The organism is Hymenobacter segetis (genome assembly GCF_038448715.1).
In the GTDB taxonomy this organism is placed as follows: domain Bacteria; phylum Bacteroidota; class Bacteroidia; order Cytophagales; family Hymenobacteraceae; genus Hymenobacter; species Hymenobacter segetis.
Map to the genome: position 1 here is coordinate 15,715 of NZ_JBCEVZ010000014.1, position 26,996 is coordinate 42,710.

At 57.4% G+C, this 26,996-nt stretch carries 9 protein-coding genes and 1 pseudogene; 2 read left to right on the plus strand and 8 right to left on the minus strand.

The window, feature by feature from the left end; all coding sequences use genetic code 11:
• Nucleotides 1–52 precede the first annotated feature (52 nt).
• Both AAFH49_RS07965 and AAFH49_RS07970 read left to right on the plus strand, forming a co-directional pair.
• A complete protein-coding gene (locus tag AAFH49_RS07965; RefSeq protein ID WP_342297155.1) occupies nt 53–565 on the plus strand; it encodes an OmpH/Skp family outer membrane protein in 513 nt (170 codons plus the stop codon).
• A 142-nt stretch (nt 566–707) separates the two neighbouring features.
• Nucleotides 708–1,581 (plus strand): annotated as a pseudogene (locus AAFH49_RS07970) (IS481 family transposase).
• 45 nt (nt 1,582–1,626) lie between these two features.
• Here the strand turns inward: AAFH49_RS07970 and AAFH49_RS07975 are convergent.
• The 8 genes from AAFH49_RS07975 to AAFH49_RS08010 form a co-directional block, all read right to left on the minus strand.
• Nucleotides 1,627–2,322, minus strand: a complete 696-nt coding sequence (locus tag AAFH49_RS07975; protein ID WP_342297157.1) for a leucine-rich repeat domain-containing protein — start codon at nt 2,320–2,322, stop codon at nt 1,627–1,629.
• 2 nt (nt 2,323–2,324) lie between these two features.
• The gene (locus tag AAFH49_RS07980) at nt 2,325–10,259 is read right to left on the minus strand and encodes an RHS repeat domain-containing protein (RefSeq protein ID WP_342297159.1); all 7,935 of its coding nucleotides are present in this window, start codon (nt 10,257–10,259) and stop codon (nt 2,325–2,327) included.
• A gap of 205 nt (nt 10,260–10,464) precedes the next feature.
• Nucleotides 10,465–11,220 carry a hypothetical protein gene (locus AAFH49_RS07985; RefSeq protein ID WP_342297161.1) on the minus strand — a complete coding sequence of 252 codons (756 nt, stop codon included), beginning with the start codon at nt 11,218–11,220 and terminating at the stop codon, nt 10,465–10,467.
• Between the two features lie 2 nt (nt 11,221–11,222).
• Nucleotides 11,223–12,929, minus strand: a complete 1,707-nt coding sequence (locus tag AAFH49_RS22200; protein WP_425293325.1) for a PKD domain-containing protein — start codon at nt 12,927–12,929, stop codon at nt 11,223–11,225.
• Between the two features lie 2,711 nt (nt 12,930–15,640).
• Nucleotides 15,641–16,309: a hypothetical protein gene (locus AAFH49_RS07995; RefSeq protein ID WP_342297162.1), complete on the minus strand. Its 669-nt coding sequence runs from the start codon at nt 16,307–16,309 to the stop codon at nt 15,641–15,643.
• Nucleotides 16,310–16,407: 98 nt separating this feature from the next.
• Entirely contained in the window at nt 16,408–21,630 is a 5,223-nt protein-coding gene (locus tag AAFH49_RS08000) for a hypothetical protein (RefSeq protein WP_342297164.1), read from the minus strand.
• 973 nt (nt 21,631–22,603) lie between these two features.
• A complete protein-coding gene (locus tag AAFH49_RS08005; protein ID WP_342297166.1) occupies nt 22,604–24,679 on the minus strand; it encodes a toprim domain-containing protein in 2,076 nt (691 codons plus the stop codon).
• A 103-nt stretch (nt 24,680–24,782) separates the two neighbouring features.
• Nucleotides 24,783–26,993: a DUF3945 domain-containing protein gene (locus tag AAFH49_RS08010; RefSeq protein ID WP_342297167.1), complete on the minus strand. Its 2,211-nt coding sequence runs from the start codon at nt 26,991–26,993 to the stop codon at nt 24,783–24,785.
• Nucleotides 26,994–26,996 lie beyond the last annotated feature (3 nt).

Genomic DNA, 26,996 nt, shown 5'->3' on the forward strand with positions numbered 1-26,996 from the left:
GTCATAAATGTCCCCTACCCCTACTACCCGCCTCGACTGGCTTTTTCGACTCTTGACCTTGCTGGCCTTGGTCGGCTGCATCACGCTCTACCTCACGCACCGCCCGCCCCGCATTGCCTACGTGAATTCTACCCGGCTTCTCAGCGATTTCCAGGGCATGGTGGAGGCCCGGCGCACCTACCACCGTCAGCAACAGGAGTGGCAGCGCAACTTTGATACGTTGCAGGCGGAAACGGCCCGCAGCATTCAGGAATACCGCAAAAAACGGCCCAGCCTCACGTCGGCGCAACGTGTTGAGTCCGAAACAGCCCTGCGGGTCCGTCAAAAGCAGTTAGGAGAGTACCAACTGGCCATTCAGGGCCAGGACCGGGAAGCGCAGGAAAAGCTTACCCGCACGGTGGTAGACAGCACTAATGCTTTTCTAAAGCAATATGGCCAGCAGCATAACTATGATTTGATATTTCTTACTGCTGAAGGGGACAATATTGCGTATTCCAAGAACGGGTTTGATATTACTGTCCCAGTACTCGTAGAATTGAATGCACAGCAAAGTACAAATAAGTAGCCGCTAAACTATGTTCAGCATGGTGTCCTCAGTGTATAGCCCCAGAGAGCGATGGTGTATTTGCTGGGCTGGAATTTCGCATACACTTATGAGATAAGTACTACACGGCAGCACCCGCGCAAGGGCAGCGTTACGGTGCGCTATCCAACACAGCCAGGAAAGCCTACAAAGCTTAGCCACGCGCTACAGCATCAACCCGAAAACGGTGGCCAAGTGGCGCAAGCTCCCCGGTGTGCAGGACGCGCGCATGGGCCCGGAGCCAGTCTCAATGGTGCTTACGAACGAGCAGGAAACCATCGCCGTGGCCTTTCGCCGGCACACCTTGCTCGCGTTGGACGATTGTATATACATGCTGCAAGCCACGATTCCGCAATTCTCCCGCTCGGCGCTGCACCGCTATTTCCAACGCCACAACATCAGCCGCCTGCCCCTCACCGAGAACGGGCAGAGTCCCCCGAAAAAGAAATTTAAGACTACCCCATCGGTTACCTGCACGTTGACTTCGCCTAAGTACGCACCAAAGGAGGCCGCCAGTACTTTTTGTCGCCATTGACCGCACCAGCAAAGTGGCGTTTGCCGAGTTGCACCTGCGGGCCACGCGCATGGTCGCGGTTGACTTTCTGCGGCGGGTGCAGGAAAAGCTGCCCTACGAATCCCATACCGTGCTGGCCGACAACGGCGTACAATTCACGCTACAGCCCCTCCAGTGGTTTCCGGGCGGGCACATCTTTGACCGCATCTGCCGGGCCTTAGGCGTGAAGCACCGCCTGACCAAACCGGCACACCCGTGCACCAACGGCCAGGTCGAGCGCATGAACCGCACTATCAAAGAGGCCACGGTCCAGCGCTACCACTACCAGACGACCGACGAACTCAACAAGCAACTGCAAGCCTTTTTGCTGGCCTACAACCACGCCAAGCTCCCGAAGACGCTGCGCGGACTGACTCTATACGGATTCGTCTGTGCCCAGTGGCAGATGAACCCGACTATCTTTACCCAAGCCCAGCCTACCTGACCTTGTGACTATACACCAAGGGCTTGCTATTGCATCACGCTTTGATTAATCAATATAGTTTTTTGTTGTTATTAAAACCGTGCCACAAGCAGTTGTACGTGTCTTGCTTTTTAATGGATTATTTGATATATTAATATACTTCAAAGCTGTTTTCTCGCAGATTGACGCATCAATTTCTGATAATTCATTGTACGAAAAATCAGCGGATGTCAAATTTTCTAACGGCTCTTTGAATGTTAAAACTCTAATCTTATTTTTTGCAAAGCTTATAGAGGATATAGAATCGTTAAGCCCTGTAATGTTTATGCGACCTTCCAAAAGGTTGTCACTAATATCTAAGTATTTTAAGTTCGGAAGAGCTTTTTTTAGGTTTGGAATATTTGAGAAATTGTTTTTAGATATATTTAAAGACGTTATAATTGGATTATGTATATTTTTTATATCTTTTAATTTGCAATTAAATATTGTTAATTCATACAGGTGTCGTAACATATTGATTGATGAGGGTATACTATCTAATGGCATATCTACAATGGATAGTTGTATAAGATTGCCCCCTATAAATACAGGCGTTACTTTACCATCGATAACATTCTCTGTTGACTTGTTCATGACTCTTAAGTCTGCATATAACTTTTTAAACAAAGTTATATCATCATGATTTTGTTCAATCACGGGCGAGCATCCTAATAGGATGAGCAATGACAGCCCAATAATGCGATTTGTTAAAACAAATTCCATACTTAGTTTTTCCCTTTAGATTCTTTCACCTTTTTTTCTCTGTTGTCCGCAGGTTTGTTTTTACTTGGAAATTGGCGACGCATTGCGACTTTCTCTTCCTCATTAGAAGTTTCTCTTCTTCGAAAAACGAATTCTCCGTCATAACTTCCGACTGTAAGAGCATCGTTATTATTAGTGCCTGTAGGTGGGGGACCTGGAATGTGGCTTCTGCCACCATTGTGGATTATGCCATGAATTATAATAGTGGCAACAGCTAACTCGTTGCCAATTTTCATGCCATTGTCTTGAACAGCTTGCGTCACGTTATCCATTTTTATACCTATGATATCCGGTGTAAGAGGATTTGAACCATAATCACCGTTCTTCTGGTCTTCAATCATGGTATTGGATGAGGATAGGTCCAAGTTCTCAGCACCTGCAGTAAATGCTCCCTTAAGCATAAATCTACCCGAACCAACAGAAGCATAGCTAGCAGTTTTTTCATTTATATCATTCAATTCTAGCCCAGCCTTATCGCTTTTATCCCCTGTTGTGCGAGTCGCGCCACCTACTACTGCAACAAAAGTGTCACTACCATCCAGCGTATTTGCTTTCTGAGGAGTATTTACAATCATTACACGAACATTGGTAAGGCCGTGAATTGATAAAAGTCGCTCAGTTTCCTTTTGCAATTTGACATTATCAAATTTCTTAACAGATGTAGTTATTGAAGAAGACACATATATATATATGATATTTTCTTTTCCGTCTTGGTCCACAAAAACGTTAGGGTTATTATTAAAGGCGTGGTAAGGGCTTAGAGCAGGATACTTACTCTGCAATGGGTCTAGGCTAAGCCATCTTCCAACGCTAGGATTGTAAATCCTAGCGCCATAGTCATAATTAGTCAACCCCAATTCCCCGTTGTTATCCTTCTCTTTACCATTATAACCAAACCGGTAGCCAGTGGCAGAGAAGGTACTATTGCCGGGGCCATAACGATTAGGCTGAAGCATGCCGAAAGGATAGTAATTGTAGTAAGCCGTCAGCTTAGGCACAAAACTGGTTATATCCGGGGTCCCGTTGGTCACGGTGGCGAGCTTTTCGTCGGTGACAACAGCGCGCACGTTCCCCAAGTGGTCGTTGAGTTCGTACTGCTTCAGGCCCAATACGCGCGAGTAGCGGTTCGGGAGGGCTCCGGCAGGAGGCAGCAACAGGTTAGGCTTGCGCTCCCCCAGGCGGGCCGCGCCATAGAGGGGCTGCTCCAGCAAGCGGAGCTCGCTCGTGCCACTGGTGGCGTTGTCGAGCTGTTCGTACACGCCCATCATGTTGCCTTGCGCATCGCGCACGTAGTAGGTGGTCCGCGTATTGGTGCCGGGCGCGGCGTATACTTTGCTTACGCGGTTGCCGGTGGCGTCGTAGTTGTAGTCGATGAGCGTCGCGTAGGCCAGGCTACCCACGTGGGCGGGGTCGTCCTTGCGGATGCGGTCAATTTTGCCATACGGCGTCCAGGTGATGCTCGTCACGCCGCTCTGCTTGTCCTGAATCAGGTTGCCCGTGGCGTCGTAGTCGTAGTTGTCCGTCGTCTGGGTCCCGAGGTCATCACCCGTTACGCTGGCGCCCGCTGCGTCCGTTACCGATAGTAACTTGTTGTTCGTGCGCACCGCGTTGGCTCCGGTACCGGTGGTTGGGTAGTTGTAGGTGAAGTCGTCGATGAAGTCGCCGCCCTGGTCCCTCCGCTTGAGCGTATTCAGGTTGCCGTTGGCATCGTATGTATAGGTTGTCGCGTAACTGCCGAGGGCCGTACGGGCGTTGCCTGCGCGGTCATACTGCGTGCTCCCGCGCAGGCGGTTGAGTTGGTCGTACTGGTAGAGTTCGTTAGCCTGCACGGCCGCCGCGGTGTTGCCCGTCACGTCCTGGCGGCTTTTGGTTTGCCAGGTGGCGATGTTGCCGTTGTAAAGGCTCTGGGTAGCACTGGGCTCAAACAAGTCCGGGTTAGCAGTACCGCTGCCCGTAGCTGTCGCGTTGAGGAATGACTGGGGGCGGGTATAATCACCCTGGAAGTATCCCAACGTCATGCCAAAAGCATCCTTGGCCGCGCCACTCGTCGTACCGTCATGGCCCGGGTCTTTCGTGTCGTCAAGGTTGGGGTGGTTGATGCCTTTGAGCCAGCCCTGCAGGGTGTACGCATAGTCGAGGCCCTGCACCTGGTCCTGCCCCAGCAGCAGCCGCTTGAGCGGTCCGTGGGCGTAGTACTCGTAGTGGGCATCCTGGTCCCAAATCTGGCCGTCGGCCGAGGTGTAGGCGGACAGCAGCCGGTTGTCGTCGTCGTAGGTGTAGCGGTGGAAGAACTGGTCCGGCTGTGCCTCCTGATAGGCCACCCGCAGCACTTTGTTGCTGATCAGGTCGTATTCATACCGGGTGCCTTTGGCGGTCAGGCCCGGAATCTGCTGCACCAGCCACTCCACGTTGCCGTGCGGGTCGTAGCTGTAGTAAGTGTACACCGATTTGGCCGGGAGCTCGGCCCGGCTCACGACGTAGCTGATGCGGTTGGTCAGGTAGCGCTGGGCCTTGCCGCGGTACGTGAGGTTGGGCGCGGGGGTGTTGTAAACCGTTTGCGTGACAAACTGATTGGTCGGCCCGCCTAACGTGGGCACCCCGACAAGGGACGTGGAAGGAAGGGACTTGGGGTCCTCGTAGTTCAGCGGAAAGCTGCTGGTCTCCAGCTGGGCCAGCACCAGGTCCAGCGAGGCCGTGAACGCGCGGGAGCTCTCCCCGACTTCCACGACGCGCCCCAGGTTGTCGTACTTGGTGTAGGAGTACACGCTGGCCGCCCGCTGCTTGTCGTTGAGGGAGAAGCGGAGCTGCCCGATGCGGTTGTAGTAAAACAGCGTCTTTCCCCCATCCGGCGTGTTTTGTTCTTCCAGTTGCTTGAGGCTGTTGTAGAAATAGGTGGTGGCCATGCGGTGCACCGGCGTCCGCACGGGCGTTGTGGTCAGGTCCACCAGGTCTACGCCTTGCGGCGGAACGGTTTTGATGAGGTTGCCGCCGCGGTCGTAGTAATACAGCGTGTAGTGGTGGAAGCCCAGGTCGTACTCCACCTGCAAATCATCCCGGAGCTGGTCCGTTGAGGCGCACTTCATGGCGTATTGCGACCGCAAGTCCGTGATTCTGCTCTCAATCCAGGTATCCTGCTGGGCGCTGATGTTGCTGGTCAGCGTTGCTGCCACGAGGCCTTCGCAGGTGGGCAGCACCGGTTCGTAGGAATAGGGGTCTTGGGGGGGAATAACCAGCTTTACCCAGCGAAAACAGGTCGTGAAGCGACGGGGGTCGGAGCGGCACTCCTGCACGTCTTTCCACATCATAAACTGTTTGAGGTAATCCGCATCCGACATATTCACAGTAGCTGGCTTCGGATAGGGGGCCGGCGGCAGCAGTTGAATGTGCGCCCGTTGCGAGCCCCCTCCTTTCATGGCCAGGATTACGTAAATGCCATCGGTCGAAAGCGGGTCGCCATAACCGGTGACCGCAGGGCTACCGGCCACGGCGTAGGGAGCCGAGATATTGGTGATGTCCCCTTTTGGAATGGGGTTGCCTTTGTCGTCGAGAAAGCGTAGGATGTAATCAAAGGTGCTACTGGCTGGAAACGTCAATAGTTTCGGTACCCCCGGTACGTCTTCTCCACGAGCGTAGCATACGTAGGGAAACGTTGTAGCTACTTTCTCATCAAGTGCCCAAATAACCCGGAAGTCGGAGCCCAGCGCATTGGGAAGGGTGGAATTAGGGTTTGCACACAAAGGAGGGTTCGCAATGTCTGCAGTCCGGTCCCCACGGGGGTCAACCACGGTAACCCAGTAGTTGCGCCGAAGTCCGGCAAAAGTACTGCCATCGTTAAACAGCCGGTTGCCGGCCACTTCCAAAGGGCCCACATAGCACAGGATGCCCTTCTCTATTTCGCCCAAGCCTTGCACTCCAACCACCGGGCCCATTTTCTGGCGGCGGGGGTCATCTACGGAAATGGAATTGGCCTTGTGGACCAAGGTGTTTATGTAATTGACCAGGTCTTCTGCTGTTTTACTCACGCGTACTGTTTGCAACAAGGGACCCGGCAGTAACTTAATAGGGGCATAACCCGGTTGGCAATCGGCACCGATTTTCTTCACGTGCAGGTCGGCACGGTCGAGCATGGCCGACTGAAAGAGGTTGAATTTGTCCTGGTCAAATTCCAGCCCAGAGGCTGTCTGCGTAACTTGCAGATTACAGTAGGTTTTGCAATTATCAACCAGTTCCTGCACCATAAACAAAATCTCACATTCCTCCACATCATCGGGCTCGGGCTTCCGCTCATCGGTGGAAGCCAGATAGGTTTTGAATTCGTCGCTGAATTTGAGCACGTAGCGGTCCGTGGAAACGTAAATGTTTTGTTTGTGGAAATCGGCGATGATTGCCTGACGAAACTCCTCGCGGCGGTCTTCGCACCGCTGCTCCCCGCTAGCCTGCATGGCGTCGAGCTGCTGCTGGGTAAACGCGCCGGCATTTTGGCCCGTGGCCGGTAAGGGGGCGTTGGGCGAAAACCGGGTGCATTGGTAGATGTCGTTCAGGATTTTTAGCTGCTTGTCGTCGTTGGGGTCCAGTTTGGCAACATCCGCAAAACTGTAGAGGATGAAGGGCGGCGTTGGATTACCAGCCGACGGCTGGTATTGGCGCAAGCAGTTTTGATGCCCTAGGTTGTTGTCGTCAAAAACGAAGGTGAAATAGCGCTCTTCGGGCAGAATAGTTGTGCCCTGAGGAACCACCTTGCGCATTTTCACCCGAAAGCAATCAAGAAAATCTCCTAGCAGGTCGGGTAGCGGAGTGGAGGCCCCCCCCGTGTTGCTCATCTGCACAAATGCCTCGTAGGAGTCAATGGTATTGTGCCAGCAGTTTTGCAGGGAGTCGCAGTGCTGGTTGTACAGCGGGTCTTGCATTAGGGCGTCCGCCATCTTGTCCAAGTCCCCAGGTTGCATGCCGGGAAAGAAGGTGTTAAAATTCGCGTAGCATGTCTGCGCATTGTCTTGCAGGTAGGATTCAAAGCCTGCTTTACCGGGTGTACAGACGATGGCAGGCGTACCGCAAGTGAGGTCCAGCTTGGGAATCTCAATGGTTGTCGCTTCGCAGCCGGCCGTGGCCGGCGCAAAGGGCACCAGATACGACTGCACCGGACCCGTGGCAGGCACTTTGGTGACCGAAGTGCTCTTATCCAACAAGTCGTACAAATCCTGCACTTTTTTGGCGGTTAGCAAGGCGTTGATGGACGGCCAGAGCCCAACGGCCTGATAGGCGGCAAAGGTGGTGCGGAGCTCGGCCGCCCGTTTGTCAATCCACGTCGTGGTTTCATTGGTGGCATTGTTGTAGGCCACCACGGATTTCTCAATGGAATAGGTGCCCTGTGCCAGCGGTAAATCGGGGATTTTGTCGGGTGCCTCGGCAAGGCCACATTTGATAAAGGGCGATTCGTATGTATACGGCTGCCTTTGCGGCATACCCGTATCCACGTTCCGCACGGTGATGACCGCTTTATAGTCGCAGGTATTACACGCCCCACAGGCATCCGTAATGGTTTGGTGATTGATGGTATAAGCCAGCTTCAATTGAATACCACCCGGAGGCACCACCAGCAGCTTGGACCCGAAACTGCCCGTCGTCCCAAACGGAATCTTTTCGTTGACGTGGTCCACAACCTTGAACGTCGACGCCGCTGCCGAGCCCAGCGCCAGCAGGTTGGGAGTACCGGAACTGGCCGACAACGCCGTGGCAATGGTTTGACCTTCCTTGGTCTGGTAGGTAACGGTGGTGGTGTTATTGGGGTCCTGGGTGATGATTTTGTACGTGTTCTTGGCCAGGGGCGCCTCGTCGGGGCCAAAAATGCGCGTGAGCTCACTTTGCGCCACCGAGCCGTAGGACGTGCGAATGGTATGGGTATCGCCCGCCAGGGCGTGCAAGCCCAGCACGCTGCCGGCTCCGCCCTGTTCGCGGACCCGGTTCGTGCCGTCGCGCGTGAACAGGGTGCGCGTAAAGGGAACGTTTTCTGCGCTGGCCACGCCCTCATTGGGCACGGCCGTGCTCGTAGCACCGCTGTAATAGCCTTCCTGCACCGTGGCGCTGGCCGGGCTTTGCACGTTGTTGTCCCGCGTGGCAAGCGTCGAGGCGTTGTCCCCGTCAAAGGAATTGGCATTGTAAGCCGTACCCGCGGCATTCAGCAGCAAGGCCGGCTGAAACCCGAGCGGCGGCCCGGCGGCGCCGGGCAACTGCACCGAGGCGTTTCCCTGCAAGGGTATGGGCAGGGACTGCAGCGCATCACGCCCCACATGGTCCTGGAGCGTTTGCAGGCCGATGAGAATCGGCGCGCCGCCGTTCAAGTGCAGGCGCGTGAGCGACTGGCGGGTGTGCAGCAGCGAATTGGCAAACGTCAGGTGCTCGGCCGTGCGCCCGCCCTCGCTGAAGGTGCGGCTGTAAATCCAGTTCAAATTCGTAGTCCAAGCCGTGGTCGTGGGCTCCGCCAAGCTAATTGACGAGCCGTTGGCCCACGTCCCCCAGTTGTCGGGGTTGGCGACCCCGCCGTCGGCAGAGCCAATGGCCCGGACGCGCCACAGGTAGGTCCCGGGGCCTTCGGCCAGCACGGTGGTCAGTTCCGGCGTGCTGCTTTCGGTTTCCAGCAACGAGGCCCGTTCGCTCCAGTCCTGATTGGTCGCGGTCGTGCCCCCGGGGGCAAACTTTAGAATCTGCACCTGGTAGTTGCGGACCAGCTCGCAGGGCGAAGTCCATTGGAAGCGGTACTCAAATTTGTCGTACACCAGCCCCCCGGTGGGCGGGGCCGGGTTGATGGTGGTGAGCGCCGGGGGGGCAACCTGCAACTGCTGTTCCAGACGTGCGACCAGCCGCACGTTTTTGCGCATCACGAGCGGGGCCACGGCCAGGGTATTGATTTCCACCCGCAGCTTCACGACCCCCGGCGACGGGTTGGCGTTCAGGTAGGACGCCAAGTCCAGTACGAACAGCTGCTGGGGCGTGTGCCCGTCGATGAGCAGGTTAACCCCGCTGCTGAGCGGGGTCGGCAACGGCGTGGTGCAAACGCCTGCGGCCGTGCACCCGTTAACGCTCACGTTGAATTGGGCGCTTAGCGTGGCGGCGGCATTGCCCAGGTTATGCACCGGACCGGTATCCAGCCGCAGGTACAGCAAAGCTGCTTTCGTTGCGGGGGTGCCACAGCCCGGGAAGTCGGTCAGCAGGATTTCGCCAGCCAGCTGTTGGTCTACAAAGTTCGGCTCGGTGAATACGAGTTCCCGCACCCGCGTTTGGGCCGTGCCGGGTTCCGGGGCCACGGTCGTTGCGGTAATCAGCAACACCTGGATTTGCAGGCTGCTGGTTGGCCAGCTCACGCGGCTGGAATTATTGCCCGTCCAGTTTGCTGCGGTGCTAAATCCCGAGCGCAACGCACTGACCGTGCCCTGGCGGTTGGCCGCTACCGACATGAAGGCATTGACCGAAGGGATAGCAATTGCCGTCGTCCCGTTCTGCAGGCCGGGCGGCAGCGCGGAGGTGTTAGAAGTCGTGGCATCGGTCCAGCCACTGCCCCGCGTTGTCAAGGCGTACACAAACGAGGGGTTGGCACTGCTGCCCTGGTAGGCTAAAATCTGGTCGCCCGAAACGGAGAGCTCAAACCCGGAAGTTATCGCGAAATCGGCCCGGTTGGCCACGAGGCTAATAATCGTCCCGCGGGGCACACCGCTGGCGGGGGCGGTGTACGTTGCAATGCCTTCCGTTGCCCGGAAGCTGCCGGCAGCCTGCCAGCCGTTGTCGGTGAATGTGATTTGGGTGCCGCCCGCCAGATTCACCAGCGGGGCAAAAGCAAAGTCATCCTTCGGAACCGGAGCGACAGCGTTGGGGTCGTCGGTAGAATTGAGGCCGGTAATGACCAAATCCCCGGGTTGCAATACCGTTTGGGCTTGGCTGCTGAACGATAAGCAAACCAAGAGTAGCAGTAGTCCCAGGCCACGCCGATGAGCTCGGCCGGCTCTGCAGTGAACAGGCGGTACGAGGCCAGGAGTTGCTTGGGCAACGGGCGTTTTTTTGCTAAGCAGCGAGTAGAATTGCTTCATAAAAACAGGATAGCGGGGACTTGACTTAGCGCTTGCGCTGGTCGACGAGTTGGTAGCCGGCGAACTTAGGCAAAAGGGTGTTGTGGGCATCCAGGACGTAGGTGAAAGGGGCCGCGATGCTGCTCATGCGTCCATTTTTAAGCAGCGACGACGGCACCACCGTGTAGTGAATGCTGGCGACCTTGGCCGCCGGGCCGTACACGATTTGGTACTCCGCGATTTCCGTTGCCCGCTCGTCAATGAGCAGTTCCAGGTATTCGGTGCTGAATTGTTCGCGAAACGCTTTTTTGGGCACGAACCGCACCCGGCGATACGCTTTGCCACCTTGGATGACGGATTCACAACGGCTCACGGTCGATTCCCGGATAATCCCGTCCCGTAGCGATGCAATGTTGGGGATAATCTGCTGTTGCTTGCTGTAGGTCGCGTTGCTCACGTACACCATCCGTTCGCCCTTGGAAATCGCCACCAGCTCGCCCGGCCCCTGGTACAGTTCCGTGGCCCCGTCGGAATAGTACAGCCGTTGCCCTTTCAGGGCCATCTCGACATGCTGCGTGGTCTTGACGGGCGCTTTTTTGCCCGGCACCCGCAGGTAAGTGTCTACCTGCAGGGCAAAGCTGGCGCTGCCACTGGCGCGGTTCGCGATGAGGGCATACCGTTCCTGCACTTGCTGATAGGCTTTCAAAGCGAAGCTTTTACAGTCGGTGGCTTGGGCGTTGACTTGCGTAGCGGCAAGCACGCCCGCCATCCCCAGCAGAACCGTGGTGAATATCCGGCGCATGGTTAGGGAATTTTGGCGGTTTTGGGCGTGCTGTACAGGGTTTCCTGCACGGTTTTGCGGCCGCGTTCGGTCTCGACGATTTTGCGCACCAGTCGTCCCTCGGTGTCGTACTGGTAGTACATGCCAAAGTGCTGGTCGTCGAAGCTCGCCAGCAGGCGCAGGCTGGCGGGGTCGTAGACGTAAGCCGTCGCCTGGGCGTCGGACGGCTGCAGGCGTACGTCGTCAATCCACACGGTGTAGGAACTGCTGCCGTTGCCCGTCCAGCCCAGGCGCACGGTGGTGCTGGTGGGAGCCGTCGCGGCTGCTGACCGCAGGAACGTACCCGGAATGGTGACCTGGCACAGGCTCCACTCCCCGCTTTGGCCAACCAGTTCCAGCGCCACCCGGCCCGATGTCCGGCTGGTAGTACCGGCGCTGACCACCTCCGCGTACAGCGGAAACGTCCCGGTTCCGGCCCACCACGAGGTGGTCGCCAGCGCGGGGGCAGTCACGGCGGCGCTGGCCCCGGCGGCCACCCGGACCCACACCAGCAGACGCAGGCCGCTACGCGTCCAGTCGGCTGGCAGGCCGGCGACAGCCGGCAGGGATTGCCCCGCCGCGGGCAAGAGCAGGCTGCGGCGTCCCGCGTGGGCGCAGATATCGGTTAAGCCCGTGGGAGCCTGCCCGATGGGGGTGCCGTCTTCGAACGCGGCAACCGTTGAGGCTTCGTAGGCCGACTCAAAGCTCTCGAACACCAGGCTGGCGTAGGTTGCGTTCTGGGCAGTGATGTAGGGCAGGGCACGGCCGCGGTAGCCCAGGCGCACGGCGCTGGGGGTGCCCAGGGCGTTGGTTTCTTCGACGCCATCGCCATTGGGGGTGTAGCGCGTGGCCTGCCCCGCCGGCACCCAGGACCGCATCCGGTTGGGGGCACTTAATTCCCAGGCAAACGGGCGCGGCGTAAAGCGGCCGGACGATTTATTCACGTCGCGGGAGAGGGGACTGGACCAGCTGTAGCCCGCCTGCGGCTGCAGGTAGCCGGCCCCGCTTAGAAAAGGGTTGTTCGTGAGCGCTTGGGTGGTAACTCCGTAGCTGCCATCCGCCGGGACCACCGCGGGCTGCAGGGATTGCGCCGAGGCCGCGACGGCTTGCCGGGGGTCAAAAAGCTCCGGGGTGGGCATACCGCTGAGGCAGTCAAAGACAATGCGGGCCTCCCCGTAGGTTGCCCGGGGCGTGGTTCCGGTGGTGGGGGCGCAGGTGCTGATAAAGGTGAACGTGCCGTTGATGGGGTTCTGCGCGAGTTGCATACCCTGAGCCGGTAAATACGTCTCGCAGAGCAAGTCCGTAACCTTCAGGTCAAAATAGTAGGTGGTGGCGCAGGCTTGCGGCGAATTATCGGTCACCAGCAGTTCCACGCGGTAATTGCCCGCTACAGTGTAGGTATGGGGCGGCGGCGAGGGCGCAGTGTTGTCTTTCCAGTCCCACACGTAGGTATAGCTCGTGGTGACCGGACTGTAGGTTACCGGCGTTACCGGCGTACCCCGCACAATGGGTGTGGGGGTAAAGCCCCCCGATACCGGATTGGGGGGAACCGGGTGCCAGGTAAGTTGGATTGCCAGTCGGTCACTTTCGGCATTACTGGATGTGTTGGCGATGCACACGTAGATGGTGCGATTGCCGGTTACACCGGCTGCTGAGTACAGCGCATCATAGGAAGTGCCGGAAGCCGTCAAGCGTTGCCCACCTGTAACGGCGGTATACCACCGGTATTCGTAGCCGGCCACTGCTAATGTGGCTAATTGTATCGTAATAGTTGTCGGTGCACAGGCCACTTGGTCATTCACCACTAATGGGAATATGGGTAGTGTCAACGGCACAGATTCTGCATGACAGGCTCCAAGGCCAATGCCTGTTGCTATGAATGTAGCACTGTTAGCGGTCAGTGGTCCACTGGTAATTTGGTTGCCGGTGGGTGGGGTAGTTATTATTGCTGGTCCAGTCCAGTCATATCTAACATTGGCTTGGGATGAGGATACAGCAATAGCTACCGTTTGACCACTGAGTGCAATTGGCGGTGTTGCCGTAATGACTGGCACTATTACTTCTGGGTTCCAGGTGAGTTGAATAGCCAGTCGTTCACTTTCGGCATTAGTAACCGTCCCACTTGGCCCAACAATCGATACTTCTACCGTGCGAGTGCCGGAACTATGGGTTGCCGCCGTATAAGTTGCGGTGTAGCTAGTGCCCTGAGCAGTACCGGTGCCATCATACCACTGGTACTGATAGCCGGAAGGCAGTGCGGGATAAGAGGCCGGGATTTGTAGCGGTATAGCTACCGTGCCACAGGCTGAAACCGACGGAACATCCAGGGGAAAGGAGACGAGTGACAAACTACTAATTGCGGAGCATCCACTCGGTGCAGTTGCCGTTATGTTGAAATTGGCTGATGAACTGGTGGGTGTATAAGAGGTAGAAGGCGGGGAAAGCGGGCCTGGCCCGTTCCAGTTGTATATCGTGCCCGTCGGCGCTGCTCCACCGATAAGCAGGGACATGGGGCGGTTGAGTATCCCGATAGGGTATTGCCAGCTTACCACTGGTGCCGTCATTTGAGGATACCAGGTTACCCGCGCGAGCGTACGGTCGCTTTCACTGTTACTACCCGCAATTGATACGTAGTAATCTTCTGTAACTATCGAATTTAATGTTGACACAGGGCAGCTTGCGCTATAAGTGAAGGAACTTACCCCCTGCGCTGAATTACCAACTTGTACATCTGTCCATGTTCCAGGGGTTCTTTTGTATACCCGGAAATACAGCCCGCTTGGTAGAGTACCCGGAGTAGTACAGGTAATTATTGCATTACCAGTACCACAAAGCGGGCTGGGGGAAACAACTGCCGTCGGTGGAGTATAACACCCTGTTACCTGAATCCTGACGTTATCGATGCCGACAAGACAATTCATGGTCCGTGGGGAAGTCGGAAATGACTGCGGATAATAGTAAGGGGTATTTAATGGCCCGTTGAAGGCACTAATGTAGATTTGAAACGTGGCTATCCCTGGGGACAAGGCCGTATACTTGGCTGTGTTGAAGTTGGTCCGAGTCACTGGCAGCGAGTTGACCCGCATCTCAAACGTTGGCGCTTGGACGCCAGGCGATAGGACCGGGCAGCCGGAAGTATAGTCTGCCATCAGGTCCTGCATTTCCGCGTAAAAAGTGTACTCCCCGCCTTCCACCACCCGCACGTTCGTTTGCCACACCAGCACGGAAGTATTCGGAGATGAGTTATTGACCGGGACGGTGGCCCAAACGGCCATCAGGTGATTAGAGATGCCCCGCAAGTTGCACGTACTGCCTGCCCACGCGCTTGGTGTTACGCTCGAAGTACTACTACTCGGGCCGATTATACAGTACGTCTGCCCACCAGCGTACCCCGGATTGTAGGCGTTCGTAGAATAAGGCAGTAGCGAAGCCCCTTCATATTCCGCCGGGCCATTGCCACGTTGTTCGTCCGAGGAAACTTGGCTGTCTGCTGTTCCGGCACCCGTCCCCCGTGTCTCATAATCAAACGACTTGACTTGAACTGTAGCTGGAGAACAAGGCGGAGGTAAGCAATACTGTTCCTGAATCCTGACGTTATCGATGCCGACAAGACAATTCATGGTCCGTGGGGAAGTCGGAAATGACTGCGGATAATAGTAAGGGGTATTTAATGGCCCGTTGAAGGCACTAATGTAGATTTGAAACGTGGCTATCCCTGGGGACAAGGCCGTATACTTGGCTGTGTTGAAGTTGGTCCGAGTCACTGGCAGCGAGTTGACCCGCATCTCAAACGTTGGCGCTTGGACGCCAGGCGATAGGACCGGGCAGCCGGAAGTATAGTCTGCCATCAGGTCCTGCATTTCCGCGTAAAAAGTGTACTCCCCGCCTTCCACCACCCGCACGTTCGTTTGCCACACCAGCACGGAAGTATTCGGAGATGAGTTATTGACCGGGACGGTGGCCCAAACGGCCATCAGGTGATTAGAGATGCCCCGCAAGTTGCACGTACTGCCTGCCCACGCGCTTGGTGTTACGCTCGAAGTACTACTACTCGGGCCGATTATACAGTACGTCTGCCCACCAGCGTACCCCGGATTGTAGGCGTTCGTAGAATAAGGCAGTAGCGAAGCCCCTTCATATTCCGCCGGGCCATTGCCACGTTGTTCGTCCGAGGAAACTTGGCTGTCTGCTGTTCCGGCACCCGTCCCCCGTGTCTCATAATCAAACGACTTGACTGTAACCGGAGAAGACAAGTTCGTGCATGACTGTGCTATTAACTGAAATCTGCATAAAGCAAATACAGCAGTGAATACAAGTTTAAATAGCGTTGAGCGTTTGTCAAGAATCATAAAAGGCAATGTTTGTAGTTTATTATGTATGAGATAAAAACAAGCATTTTGTATTAACTGCCGATATGATAAGTATTCCCATTATCAATAATATCAAAGGAAACTAAAACGATTTTTAAACCACCCTTAAGCGACTGCGCGATAAATCGCAAATTATTAACGGTCAGATTCTCCGTCTTTCCGCGCAGTGCGGGAGCCAACTGATTTATTTGGCCATAGAAGCCGGCCGCATCAATCGCTGCATATCCCGCTGAGTTGCTAACCGTAAGAGAACGCACTCCGGTTGTAAGGGAAACGGTTTGCAATTTCGCGTTGAAGTCATGGATAAAGGGCCGGTAATCGCTGCTAGTGGACGCAGTACCCAAATATTTTGTCCGGTTTGTGCGTAACCCGATGGCTGTGGTACTTTGGGTCACATTGTCTTTGTGATAGGACGTTGCCCCCACGGTCATTGCCATTTCGTAAGTATTGCTGCTGGGAAGCATGACTGTAGAAGCTGTCAGGGACAACAGTGAAATATTCGCCCGCGCATAATCTACCCAGTCCGACAGATATGGCTGGGATGACAGGCCATTGGGCATCAGCACATCGCCCTTGTGCAAGATGCGCAAAACGTCATACTTAGCCGTGTTTGCTCCGCCACTTGGTACGAGATAGTACTTTCCCATGCCCGAACTACTTGTTTGCACAGCTACTTTCGCTAAAGTAATCGGCACACGCATGAACTTGTGAACTATCCCAATACATATTAATACAGTAGTGTTTAACACCATGTGTAGAGAACAATAAGTGAGATTGTGCCAAAGAATAAAAACCGTACTTATTCTACTTTGTAAAGCGCTGCTGGGCGTCCGGCTTGGGCATCAAGCAAGGCCTCAAAGGAAACGAGGGTATACGTCGTTGCTCCGCTTACTTTATTGGTCATAAACACCATGTTTTGCACTTTCATGTCGTGAACGGTGGGTCGGAATGCCGTAGGCAAGCGGTTATAAAAGCCGGACACATCCATGTGTGCAAAAGGCCCCCCGAGCGTGAAATGGTCAATGCCCGCCGGCGTGCTCAAGGCTAACTGCGCATTGAAAGCTTGGACAAAATCACTGTTCTGGGGAGTCTTTGCCGTTTCATTCGCAGCGTTGGCATCTGTATTATTGCGCAGCCTAATTATCGCGTCTGTCTTGTGGTAGGTCGTAGACCCTGCCTCCATGGATAACTCGTTGGTATTCCCGCTAGCGACTACCCGGATGCTGGAAACCGCACTGCTGGCTGGCAAGGTGTTCGAAACACTGGTCGGATAAATTTGTATCCGATTGCGGGCATAGTCAGCGCCCCCGGAGATAAACAGGTTGCCACTATTGCTCCCGCTATTGGGGGTGTTTACTTCCACCAAATCGCCCTTGTGCAAATAATGAAGCAGGTCACAAGCGCCCTGACTATTCATCGTGCTCACCAACGTCAGGTAGTAGGACCCGATGCCACCTGCTACGGTAGCCGTTGCTACTGCGTTACTGCCTGTACTGGCAAGAATTACGCCCTCATTCTGGGCCTTGCTTTGTTTCTCCGGGTAGAGCCAGGCGGCCATGACGTCCTCCTTCAGGTACGTTCCCTGAAACTCGTCCTGCGACCGGACCGCAACGGGCTTCCCGGTGTTCTGGTCCAGGGCGAGGTTCTCCTCCAGGTGGTAGATGCCGTCTTTGTACATGCGCACCGATTTCACAATGGCCGGGTAGCGCACCACTTTCGACGTCACGTGGGTGTAGATAGCCGCTTCGTTTTTGGTGGCCGATAAGCGGGCCGTGACAAACGGAATGGGAAAGATGAAGACAATGCCGAACGTGTTGTCAAACTCCATGCTTGCATCCAGGCTGAAATCCTTGACCGCGTGCTGGGCCATGGTGAGGTCCACCTCGCGGCCCGGCAAGTGTGTGCCGAGTTCGTCCCCTTGTCCCGGCGCATTCCACCGTACGGGCTGCGCTTGGTCGGGCAGGAAATATTCCTGCACCTGCTCGGTGATGAGCGTGGCCCCCGTCCCGTCGTTGATGTGCGCGTAATCGCCGGCGTACGTAGCCGTGCGCTTGGGCTGCCCGTGCATGCTGTTGAGGATGACACTAAAGCCCTGCGCCGCAAACTCGTTGTTGACCGTGGAGGAAACCAGGCTGCCAAAGCCGGGCTTGTAGTAATTTCTCCGTTCCAAGGTGGTGTTCTCGTACCGCACCGGGTAGTCGTGGGCCGTAAAAAACTCGGAAACCGTAAAGCCCGGGTTGGTTTTGCCGCTGTGGATGCTCCGCTCAATGACCCGCGAGTACCCCACCGAAGGCGCGGGCAATACCGACTCGCCCAGCGGCCCTTCGGATTGCTTGCGGTCCTCCCCGGAGATGATTTTCGAAAACAGGGTTTGGCCCCGGCGGGGAATGAACTGCACCAACGGGTTTTCGCCGCGGGAGGCCGCCGGCTCGTTCGTGGCCACGCCACTGCTCAACTTGCTGCCTGCCAGCTTGTAAATGTACTCACTGCCATACAACACGGCCTCGTTGTCAAGCGCGGGGTCGGCGGCGTAGGTGAGCAAGCGCCGGACCCGTACGCCGCCCCCCTTTTTGGAGAAGGGGACCGGAATTTTAAAGTACGACAGCCGCGGGTTCAGTTTGGCGCACATGTTCGACGGGTCCAGCACACTGCCCACGTAGCTGGCCATTTGCTGCACAATCTGTTTAGCGCTGGCATTATTGCTGGGAACCCCCGCCACCCGCGGGTCGCAGTTGCCGCTGGGGGAAAGCTTGCCCCGGCGCTGGGTCTTGACAAAGTCCTGGCACACCTGGTTCGGCAGCGAGTAGCCAGACGAGTTGGTATTTCCCACCGTCACTTCGATGAGCCGGCGGCCATCTTTCTGCACCACCCTGGCGGACCGCAGGTTGACGTAGCCGGAAAGGTAGTCGGTGTTGCACATGGTCGGCGTGGGAATAGCGGAACCGACCAGGCTGTACAGAAACTTGAAGAAGATGGGCCGTTTGCTTGGTCCGTAAAACGTGTTAATGGCCGTGCACAACGAATCAACCGCATCGGCGGCGGCCGGCGAGGCCGGCACCGTGGGCTCCGCGACGCCGACGGACTTCGGGTCAATATAAAAGGTGTTGCCAGTGCCCGCCGCAGCACCAGTGGGCGTGATGTCCCCGTTGTCTTTACCCGGGTAGAGCGAAGCCAGGGCGTGGGTCATTTCCCCCTGCACGAAAGCGTAATCGTCCTGTTCGTACTGGACGTGGATTTCGGCTTTGGAAGGCAGCTTAATGACCTTCAGCTGCCAGGCGGCGGGGTCAAAATCATTAGAATTGGGCCGCTGGTTGACCCAGGTTTTTAAGCTGTCGTACCGGTTATTGCCGAGGATATCGGGGTTGAACTGGTAGTTGCCCCACGCATCCACATTGGTGGGCCGATACCCGGGGTTCTGGTCATTGGCATGACCGGACCGGTTGTACTTGCCGTACTCGGCCACGATGCGGTCGTGGTAGGGGGCAGGGTAGATACTAAAGTCCGTGGGGTAACGGTACGTGAATTCGTAGGGGTTGACTTTGGTGTTTACTTGCCCTTGGTATTCAAACCACACCCGCGAAAGGGTCAACTTTCCGCCTTTCTTGAGCGGGCGGTCCGTGGCCGTCCAGCTGTTCGGCACATCGGGGCACAACTCGTACGTGTACTGGAATTTTACCGTCTTGAGGGGTTTGGCGGTCGATTTCAGCGTCCAGGTTTTCGATTGCGTGTCAAACCCCTGAACATCGCCGTTCGCATACAAATCAATCTGGTCGAGTTTGTACAGGAGTTGGTCGCCCTTGGCGGCGGACGAGTTCCGGGCCGTCGCGGTGTTATCAGCATCGCGTCCGTCTTCGCGGGCACTCACTTGGAAAATCGCCGTATGGGTTTTGGTGTGAACCGAGTACAGGTACGCGATTTCTTTATCGCCTTCCGAGACGCTGCCCATGTCGTCCAACGGGTCCGAAAGCGAGTTTTTCTCGTACACGTGGCCGGTATAGGGCAAACGCCAGTGGTAAGGAGTCCCATCCAGGGAGTTCTGTTTTTTGTAATTGAACTTCGTGAACCCCCCAAAATCATCATCACTTGGCCCGTCGAGGGTGCGGTCAACGTAGTCCGGGGTCGTGGCCTCCGTCAGCAGGTACGTCGCCGCGTAGGCCGCTTCCCGTTCCTCCCCAATCTTGGTGTCCTGGCTTTGGTTGTAGAGAATGAAGCCGTGCTCGCTGAAACCGGCCCCGGCAGTACCCTGCGCGCCGTACTGCAAGTTCTTTTCGTGGGCGGAGTAAAGCGGCAAGCCGTACGTATACCGGCGACCTTGCTCGTTGACCACCGAAAGTTCGCCAATGCGTTCGTTCCCTACCCCAGCATAAGCCAGGTCCGCCACATCCGCACTGCGGCAGTAGCGCGCGGCAGGATGCCCCATCTGCCCCCGGGTATGGTACCCAATATACGAGCCGCGCTTTTCCCGGGCATGAGCAGGCAAAACGGTGGTTGCGGTGGCCGCTTGATTCGTTGCCTTCAGCAAGGCCGCCCCGTATTGCGGGTTGAAATTCTGAAAATCAGTGGTGGATAACGAGGCCGATACGGCTTTGTCGTCCGTGTCCTGCTGGTCGGGATTGGCCGTGAGTTCGTTGGCAAACTGAAAATAGACGCCTTCGCCGTAAGCATCCCCGGTGTTGCCCCCAACGTCAGAGAAGCTTCTTTTGGGAGGCGGCACCCGTGAGGCACTCAAATCACTCCAGGAGCCTTCCTCCAGGCTTTGCGTCCCTACCCCACCGTCGTAGCCAATGCCCAGATTTCCCTGCGGAGAGAGGGGCACGTCGAACTCTACGGAAATATTGGCGATGGCGACACTGCTTTTCTTGCGGTTGGGGGCAAACTCCCCCACCCGGTCATGGTGCAGCCGAAAAGCTCCCCCAATGCCTTCCCCACTCACGCTGAACACGTCGGCGTTATTGAAGGGAATGCCCAGAAAAACATCACGTGTATTATAAGACGACGCTTTCTCGGTGTAATAATCCGAAACCGAAGTGCTGCCTGCATGCGCCGCGTACATATAGCCGGCCGCCGATAAATCGGTTTGCGGAACGTTTTCCTGGTAGGAATAGGTGCCAAACACGTTGGCGGTGACCCCGGCCGGAAGCCAGGTCGGACTGCCCTGCACCCCGGTTCCCACGTTAAACGAAGCCCCCGTGTATTCGCTCACCTGCGTCGAGCGATTGGTCTCGCCGTAGTCCAGCATTCCGTGGTTTCCCCCCAACAAGCTTATCGTGGCCGCCTTATTGAGCATTTGCATGGCTTGCCGCTGCATCCCCCCGGTCGCCTTTTCCTCCTTGCTGGCGGTGGTCGGCGAAGGGTTTTCCGTAGGGGGGGTGGCATCCTTCTTCTCCATTGTGAACGGATGCGACAACAAGGCCATGGGGTTAATGCTGGCGGTGAAGCTATGGCCCTCATCCGTCCCATTATACCCCAGGGAAATCAGCCCTTTGCCCAGGCTGACGCCAATGCCGTAGTTCGTGCCAAAGCCTTTGTTGTTATTATAACGCAGCGCGCCGGTGCCGTTGAGCTTGCCGATGTTGTCCGTGCTGAATAGCTCGACCCCAACGCCAATGCCAATGGTCGCGGTCCAGTTTTTGGGGACCTTGTTCCAGTACTTTACCGTTTCGTTGTCGTAGTCGTCCGGAAAGCCCCGGGTCCCGCGGTTAATCGCGCCCGGGTTCAGCGTCCAGCCGTACCCGACCCAAGAGGCCTCTTCTTCCGGATTCCCTCCGCTATGGTAAGACAGCGACAGGGGGTAGGAACTGCCGTTCGGCCCGGGGACTTCCAGCACGGGAATGCTGTAGTTGAAATCCCCCGTGAATTGGTCGACCATGCCGGCGGTGCTCACCGGCGAGAAGCTCGAAAATTCGGGTTGGCTGGGCCCGCTGGTCAGGGCATAGCTGATGCCCGGCAGGAAAATATTGGCAACAGTGTTTACTAGCAGGGATATGGCTATCCCTTTTCGCGCGGTAGGTCGCAAAAGCATACTGGAAAAGTAAGGGTTTACTCAAATAGTGACGTGTGGGGGCGTGGAATGCACACACCGCTGCCTAAAGACGCGTAGTGTGACTGGAAAAGTACCCGTCGTCCGAGAGAAATCCAGTTCGGTCAGGAGCGAATTGGATGAATAGGGGAGCCTTGTAGGATTGAGACGAACAACCGACAACTCAATGGAAAGGAAAGTCAGCACGACTACCTGCGACAATATTACAGGACTTGCATGAAGTAGCAATGGATTAGCTAACATTTATTTTTAGCAGTGGTCTACGGGCATATCAGGAGCGTATTGGCGCTATACTGTGCTAACCATAATTTACTTAGGCGGTCGTTGGTTCAGTGAGCCGGTCCACAAAAACGGCAGTAACTGCGGGCGGGCCAAGGACCAACGCATGGCCTCCGTTTACCGGGCCATTTACGGGCCGTGGCGTTAGACGTAGTTACCCGCTACGTGCAGGTGGTGAAGCTGCCGGATTAGCGCAATTCGCAGTGCCGCATTGTATGGACCACGGGCGGTTCGCGCACGACCATGGCCAACCTGGCAAAAGAAAGCGGCGCACACTGCCTCGCTGCTGCTTTATCGGCGGCTGAAAAAAAGCTCAGCACAAGCGGTGGGAAAACCTCGAACTGGATGAGATTGGACGTTCTTGAGCCGCAAGCAGCGAAAGGTGTAGCCGTTCGGTAACCCGAAGATGGAGCGTGCCGACACACTTGGCAGAAACCACAAAGGTGCGCCATACTGATACCCCCTCCCCTACTGGCTGCGCGAAGCAAAACAGGTGATTTTAATGGGTCAAGAAGTGGGTTCTGAAAGTTTTTGGCATGTTGCTTTATGAGCTATAGTTTCTGAACCATATAACGCATAATTAGCTACGCACACGTCTTGATTGCTGAAAGTAGCCAGCTGCAAGGCCAAACGCGACTTTTGGACCAGACTTTTAACCAAAGCCAGCGTCACCGGCCTACAAGCGAGGTCCGGGCCGGTTTTTTTGCTGCGTCGGCTGCGTCTGGGCGGGCTGCTGCAATAGGTGCACGGCCCGGCGCAGTTGCTGCACGGCGGGGTTATCCTTCAACGCGTCGAGCTTATTGACCACGGCCAGCACCTTCTCCACGTTCTCCCGGTTCAGGCCCTCCAGCGCCGGCCTGGTCAGCAGCTGCCGGCTAACTTCCTGCAGGCGGGCCGCATGTAGCAGCGCGGCACTTGCGCGCAACTCCCGGGCCACCTGGCCCGCCGCTTCGATAAACGATTGCCGGGCCTGGTCGTGAGTGGGGGAGTCCCTGGGCACCAATTTCGGCCCCGCTTGGCGCTGCTGCTCCTGCGCGGCGACCAGCTGCCGACGCTCGGACGCATCCGGCCCCGGCTCAATGACCGTAGTTCTGGGATTTTGCCGCAACGCATCCAGCGCGTCGCTAATGGCGGGAAGATGCAGCGAATCCAGTCGGTAGCGCAGGGTTAGCTCAGTGGCAATCTCCCGGGTTGCAGTCGGTTCCAGCTTCACGGCGTGGTCAATGGTGAACCCGACTTTTTCGAGGTTTTCGCGCAGGGTAGGCAGCAGCGCCACAGCGTCGCGGCTTTCCCGCAGCTCGACCACGAGCAGCCGCTCGCCCTGGCTCCGGGCCTGGGCCTGCGCCGCGTGCTGCTGCGTGATTTTGCCGCTGCCCTCGATAGGTGAGTTGTCCCAGTGCTGCTGGCCAAAGCCGTACTGGTCCTCGTAGATGCCACCCAGCTCGCGCTGCACCACCCGCTGCAGCTGGTCTTGCTTAAGGTCCTGGTTCCAGTCTTTGCCTTGGCTCTTCACAAGCTCCACGCGGTGCTCAAAGGCCAGCGCCTGGCTGGCCGCCTGGTTGAAAGCGCCCAGCGCCTCGCGGCTCATCGGCACGTGAAACTGGTAAGTGTGCGCTCCAAGCTTGTTGGAGTGAATCAACTCGTCGCGGAGGGTCTGGCTGCTGGTCGGATTGCCCGGCTCCCCATTCTCCTGAGCGTACTGCCGGGTGGCCTGGTCGTTGTAGCTTTTGAGGTGTTGGCTGAGCGCCTGCACGCCGGCCGGGTGGACGGCCATGATTTCGACGGTCAGTAGGTGCTCGTGCTCCCGAACCACTTTCATGGGGTTCTGCTCGCTGGCCAGGCTCGCCAGAAGCCGAGTATCGAAGTGGTGGCCCTGCGTGTCGTTGTCGAAGGCGGCGCGGATGGCCGGAATACGCTCCTCGCTAAGCAGCCGCTTCAGCTCGAAAATCTTGTTCTGGGTGAGCGTGCCGGCCGTCGAGCCGTACAGGGCGCTTTCGCCGGGGTGCAGCTGCGCGTAGGACAGCGTATCAAGGGCCGATTCGCTGATTACTAGCACCGCCGCCGGCCGGCCCTCGGGCAGCTTGCTTAGCCACAGCGAGCGGGTGAACTGGCTTTCGGGGGCTTGGCCCTTGAAGCCTTCGCCCTTCAGCTCTAAACCCACTACCCGACCCTCGTGGTAGGCCGGAAAAGCGATGTTGACGTAGGTTTTGGCCGGCATTCCCTCCTTCTGCACCGTGTAGAGCTGATTGAGGATGCGGCCCGCGAATTGCGGGTTGGCAATCGTGCTTTTGGTAATACCGCGCCCTTCCAGGTAGGCCGTATTTTCGAGCGGCCGGCAGTGCTGGGTGTAGATGCTGTGGAATTTCTCCCCCGGCGCGGTTTCCGCGATGGGCGGCAGGTCGAGCCGGGGGCGCTGCGCCTCGGGCAGGTTGAGGTAGGCGCGGAAGTGCTCGTTGACCGATTGCCAGAGGTTGCGGCCCGGCAGCGGGCCAAGGCCGGCGATGCGGTCGGAGCTGACCCGGTTTTTCATCCAGTCGATGACGCTGCCCTTGTCGCGGTCGTCCTGGGAGTTGAAGTACATCCAGTCGCCGCCCCGGCCCTTGAATACCACCAGCGTGTCATCGCCCTCGAAAACGTGCCACTTGCCTTTGCCCAGGTGCTCGCCTTTTCGCAGGGCATAGCCGAAGTGGCTCAGTAGTTCGGGCAGCTCAACCTGCTCCTTAATCTTCTGGAAGGTGAGTTCGTGTTCCATGGCAAAGCGGATTAGTTTGAAGGATGGAAGGCAGAAAAAAGAAGCCCGGAAGTGGGCTTCCGGGCTTGTAGGGTGAGAAATGGAGGTTAAGGGGGAGGCCCGGCTAGTGGCGGGGTCCCCGGGTTTTCACCTGGGGCACCTCGGCCTTCACGGGGGCCGGGGTCACGGTCTGGGTGGCTTTCACCGTCTTCTCGGCCCGTGGGGCCTGGCGCTGGCCCAGCTCGTGGGCGGCCGGTTTCACCTCGATGCAGGCCTTGGCGGCATTCACCTGCACGGTGCCGTCGAACTTCTGGCCGCCGTTGCCGCTGGCCATGTTGGCCAGCGCCACCACCTTGCCTTCGCGCAGGTCTTGGCGCTGCTCGGGGGTGAGCTTGACGCCGGCCACTGTGTCGTGCAGCGTCACTTTGCTTTCGGGCAGCACTACCACCTTATTCATGGCCTTGTCCACGGCCACGTAGCCGTTGAACTTGCGGCCCTGCTCGTCCTTGAGGCCCCGAATCAGGCCGGCGTTGCCCTCGGTTTCGAGCCGCTGGCGCTGCTCGGGCGTGAAGGGCTGGCCGCCAATCTCGTTGGGAATGACCAGCTTTTCCTGGGGCAATTCCATTTTAAGCGTGGCCGTCCCGTCGGCCTCGCGGTGGAGCACCATCTTGCCTTCGAACTTCACCGGCTCCTGCCCTTCCTTGCCCACGACTTGCATGGGCAACAAGTCGGTTTTCTCGCCGCTGAGCAGCTTTTGCAGCTGCCCGCTGCCCGTTAACTCAGCCAGATTCAGCCCGAGAGAGGCCAGCACTTTCTGCGGCACTTCATCGGCTTTGAACAGTGTCGGTGGAGGGGCCGGCACCGCGGCGGTCTTGCGGGCGACCTCGCCCACACCGGGGCCAGTCGCCACGCTGGGGGCCTGGGCATCCGGGGCCGGCGAACCAGGCGAAAGCTCCGGCTGCGCCGCCCCGGCCTGCCGGGTCAGGCGGGCCTGCAAATCCTGACGGGTTTTCTCATAGTCGATTTCCAGATTCTGGCGGGTCTTCGGGCCGCCGTTCAGGTGGGCGTAGAAGTTCTTGAGAAACGCCGACGCGGGGTTACCGCTGGTGTCGATGTCAAAAATGCTCTTGCCATCGCGGATGACCTGCTCGGTAGTTTTGCCCTGCTGCTGGGCCAGCTGCTGCACCCGCTGCCCGGCGGCGCCCTGCTGCACCTGCTCCGGAGCCGTGAGAGCGTGCTTGGGCACGGCCGATAGCTGGGCACTGAGCGCGTCCCACTGCTTCACGCCGAAGGCTTCCCGAACCTGCTTACTGCGCTGCGGCTCGTAGTCGTCATCGTAGCCCACTTCCTGCCGTCGGGCAGTCGCCTGCTCGGGCTCCTCCACGACGGCCATGCCGTTCCCCACTTGTCGGAAGCCCTGCAGGGCGGCTTCGAGCTGGCCCAGCTTGTGCGACTCCGGGTCGTAACTCACCGCGAAGCCGCCGCTGAGCTTGCCGGCCAGGTCGCGCTCCAGCTGCAAAGCGCCCACCGCCACGCCGGCTTCCTTTAGCTGGTCGAGGTAGGCCCGCATTTCTAGTAGCGGAGCCACTTCGTCGCTCTTCTGCTGCCAGGTAATGCGCAACTCTCCGACCGGCTCCGCACTGGCCGCAGCATACGGGGCTGGTATGGGGGCCACGGGCGGGTGCTCGCGACTTTGCCCCTCCCCTACCGGTTGTTGCCGCTCCGGCGCGTCGGTGCTTTCGCCTAATTCCGTTCGGGCCTCGTCACGTAACGCATCCGCGTAAGTGGCCCGGCTCTCGTCGGGTCCTTGCTGCGCGCGGTCGGCCACTCCTTCCAGTTCCACTTCCGACTTGGTGCGAACAGTGCCGGTAGTGGTAGCTACTTCGCTGGCCAGCTCCTCGGCCCGCGTCGTTAGTTCAGCTTGCTGGGTAGCCTGTGGAGGCACTTGGCCAAATACCTGCAACCGCTGCTCGGGCTCGGTGGCGCTGTAGCCCACGCGGCCCTGCTCGGTGATTTTCCAGTTGTCGCCCACTTTTTCCAGCCGCGTAGGCTTTTCTACCGTGAGAAACTTGTCTTCCCGGCCGGGGAGCCGGTTGGTAGTAAAGGCCCGCATCAGGGCATGGTCGAAGGCATTCAGCAGCCGACCATCCGCGCCGGGGGCCGGCAGCAGGGCCGCCTGGTTGGGGTTGGCGGGGTTGACCTGAATCTCATAGAGGGAGTGCCTGGCGGGCTGCTGCTGCAGGCCCTGGCCGCTGAGGTTGCCGTTGGAGGTTGGCACCGCACTCATGTACCAGCGCTCCGGCGTGGGGGTATTCACTTCATCTTGCTCAGCCATAGG

Excerpts from the sequence above, each read along its gene's own strand:
- AAFH49_RS08000 (WP_342297164.1), bottom strand. The coding sequence starts at position 21,630 with ATGCTTTTGCGACCTACCGCGCGAAAAGGGATAGCCATATCCCTGCTA.
- AAFH49_RS07995 (WP_342297162.1), bottom strand. The coding sequence starts at position 16,309 with ATGCGTGTGCCGATTACTTTAGCGAAAGTAGCTGTGCAAACAAGTAGT.
- AAFH49_RS08005 (WP_342297166.1), bottom strand. The coding sequence starts at position 24,679 with ATGGAACACGAACTCACCTTCCAGAAGATTAAGGAGCAGGTTGAGCTG.
- AAFH49_RS07975 (WP_342297157.1), bottom strand. The coding sequence starts at position 2,322 with ATGGAATTTGTTTTAACAAATCGCATTATTGGGCTGTCATTGCTCATC.
- AAFH49_RS08010 (WP_342297167.1), bottom strand. The coding sequence starts at position 26,993 with ATGGCTGAGCAAGATGAAGTGAATACCCCCACGCCGGAGCGCTGGTAC.
- AAFH49_RS07985 (WP_342297161.1), bottom strand. The coding sequence starts at position 11,220 with ATGCGCCGGATATTCACCACGGTTCTGCTGGGGATGGCGGGCGTGCTT.